Below are 2,570 nucleotides of genomic sequence, written 5' to 3' on the forward strand. Positions count from 1 at the left end.
CCCCGGTTCCGCTGCACCCGGTGCATCCCCTCGCGGTCCCCGCCGTTCGGCCGGAGCAGGTGGTGGTGACCGGGCGGCCGACCCTGCACCGTTCGATCACCCGGTTGCTCGCCGACCCGGACGTGGACCTCGTGATCCTCGACGCGGGCCCGCACGCCCCCAACCCGACAGGCAGCGCGGCCGAGTTCGCCGATTCCGTCCTCACCGGGTGGGGCGTCGATTCCGAGTGGACCGACGTCACCGGTCGCGCCGACGCCCGCGCCCGGGCCGCCGTCGACCGGGTCCTGGACGCCCACCTCGAGAGCGCAGCTCCCACGGGGGTGCACGTGGCCCGGGCGGTGGCCCGTGGCCTCCGGGGTGGCGACCATCTCGTCGTGGGTGCCTCCAATGCCATCCGCGACCTGTCGCTGGTGGGCCCGCTCGACCCGGATGTCGCCGTCTACGCCAACCGGGGTGCGTCCGGGATCGACGGCACGGTGTCCACCGCGATCGGGGTCGCGCTGGCGGCACCGGGCCGGACCATCGCCCTGCTCGGCGACCTGACCTTCCTGCACGACGTGTCGGGTCTGCTGCTGGGGCCGGCGGAGGAGCAGCCCGACGATCTGACCATCGTGGTGGCCGACGACGACGGGGGCGGGATCTTCGCCCTCCTCGAACAGGGCGACCCCCGGTTGGCGACCGACTTCGAGCGCGTGTTCGGCACCCCGCACGGGGCGGACCTCGCCGCCCTGTGCGCCGGGTTCGGCATCCCCTTCGTCGACACGGACCCGGACGGGCTCGAGCAGCTGCTCTCCGAGGCGGCCGTCGCGCACCGCGACATCGTGCCCGCCGGAACGAGGGTGGTGCGGGTGGCCACCGACCGCTCCGGGCTGCGCGACCTCCACGCCGCCATGCGGTCCGAGGCGGCCGGGGGGTGAGCAGGACGCTCGAGGCGAGGCGGGCCCGCCGGGCGGTCCGGACCCGGTGGATCGTCCGGGTCACCGCGGTCGTCGTCGCCGCGTTCTCGCTCCTGACGGCAGCGCTCATCCTGGTGGCGTGCTTCGTCAACGACCAGCGCATCGACCGCGACATGGGGAGTACGACCGCCACCGTCACCGAGGTCACCGATCGGCGTGCCGCGGTGGAGTTCGACGCCGGCGGCGGCCGCCACGTCCGCCCGGTGACCGGCGTCTTCTACCCGATCGGGCTGGTCGAGGGTCAGCGGGTGCAGGTCGAGTTCCGCCGCGCCAACCCCGACCTCGTGCGCGTCTCGGGCCGGAGCTGGACGGTCGCCGTGGTGCCCGCCCTGTCCATCCCCGCGGTGACGCTCCCGCTCGCGGCGCTCGCGTACGCCGCGGCGTCACCGGGGGTTCACAGACCGTCACCACGAGTTCCCCGCACCGTCCCGCGCTGATCACCGTCCGGTGGCCCGGGCGGGAGACAGTGACGGTGTGCGCGTAGCCATCGTCACCGAATCGTTCCTGCCCAGCGTCAACGGGGTGACCAACTCCGTCCTCCGGGTCCTCGAGTACGCACGTCGACACGGCCACGACTGCCTGGTGGTCGCGCCGTCCGGCAACGTCGGCCTGCGACGGGGTGCCACCGATGCGGTCCGGTCTCACCCCCTGGTCAGCGCCGTGGCGCCCCTGCTCGGGACCCCCGGAGAGCCCGACCCCGGACCGGAGCACCACCTGGGTTATCCGGTCCACCGGGTCACCGCCGTCCGCGTTCCGGTGGTGTCCTCTCTGCCCGTGGGCGCCCCCAGCCCGAGCGTCTACAACGCGCTGCGGCACTTCTCTCCCGACGTGGTCCATCTGGCCTCCCCCTTCGTCCTCGGAGCGGCCGGCGCCGCGGCGGCGCGCGCGCTGGACGTGCCGTCGGTGGCGATCTACCAGACGGACGTCGCGGGGTTCTCCACCTCATACGGGATCGGTGCGATGGCGGAGGCCGCCTGGGCGTGGACCCGCGCCATCCACTCGACCTGCGACCGCACCCTGGCTCCGTCCACCGCCGCGATGGAGGATCTGGCGGCGCACGGCATCCCGCGCCTGTACCGATGGGGGCGGGGGGTCGACTCGGAGAGGTTCGCCCCGTCCCGGCGCAGCCAGGCCCTCCACGAACTGTGGTCCCCGGACGGCCGGCCCGTCGTGGGGTTCGTCGGTCGCCTGGCCCCCGAGAAGCACGTCGAGCGGCTCCGGGCACTCGCCGACCGCTCGGGTCCCGACGGGGACCTGCGCCTCGTCATCGTCGGCGACGGGCCGGACCGCCCCGCCCTCCGCGCCGCCATGCCACACGCCATCTTCACCGGCGAACTCCACGGCGACCAGCTCGGTCAGGCCTACGCCACCCTCGACGTGTTCTGCCACGCCGGCGAGTTCGAGACGTTCTGCCAGTCCATCCAGGAGGCCCAGTCCTCCGGGGTGCCGGTCGTGGGCCCCGACCAGGGCGGCCCCCGCGACCTGGTCCGAGCGGGTGTCAACGGCTATCTCCTCGACCCCCGCCGATACGCCGAGGAGGTCTCCCGGACGGTGGACCGGGTCCTGGCCGACCACGTCCGGCTGGCCGCGGGCGCGCGAGCGACCGTCGCGGGG

3 protein-coding genes are annotated in these 2,570 nt (G+C 74.3%); all 3 read left to right on the top strand.

Translation table 11 applies throughout. The annotated features are described in order from the left end of the window. On the top strand, positions 1 to 917 hold a 917-nt coding region (locus IY392_RS04990; protein ID WP_228549047.1), incomplete at its 5' end, for a thiamine pyrophosphate-dependent enzyme. After that, the gene (locus IY392_RS04995) at positions 914 to 1,393 is read left to right on the top strand and encodes a DUF3592 domain-containing protein (RefSeq protein WP_194860678.1); all 480 of its coding nucleotides are present in this window, start codon (positions 914 to 916) and stop codon (positions 1,391 to 1,393) included. The genes IY392_RS04990 and IY392_RS04995, both read left to right, overlap by 4 nt. Positions 1,394 to 1,430: 37 nt before the next feature. After that, a partial coding sequence (locus tag IY392_RS05000; RefSeq protein ID WP_194860679.1) for a glycosyltransferase family 1 protein occupies positions 1,431 to 2,570 on the top strand: 1,140 nt, incomplete at its 3' end.

It is taken from the genome of Dietzia sp. SYD-A1 (assembly GCF_015356725.1).
In the GTDB taxonomy this organism is placed as follows: domain Bacteria; phylum Actinomycetota; class Actinomycetes; order Mycobacteriales; family Mycobacteriaceae; genus Dietzia.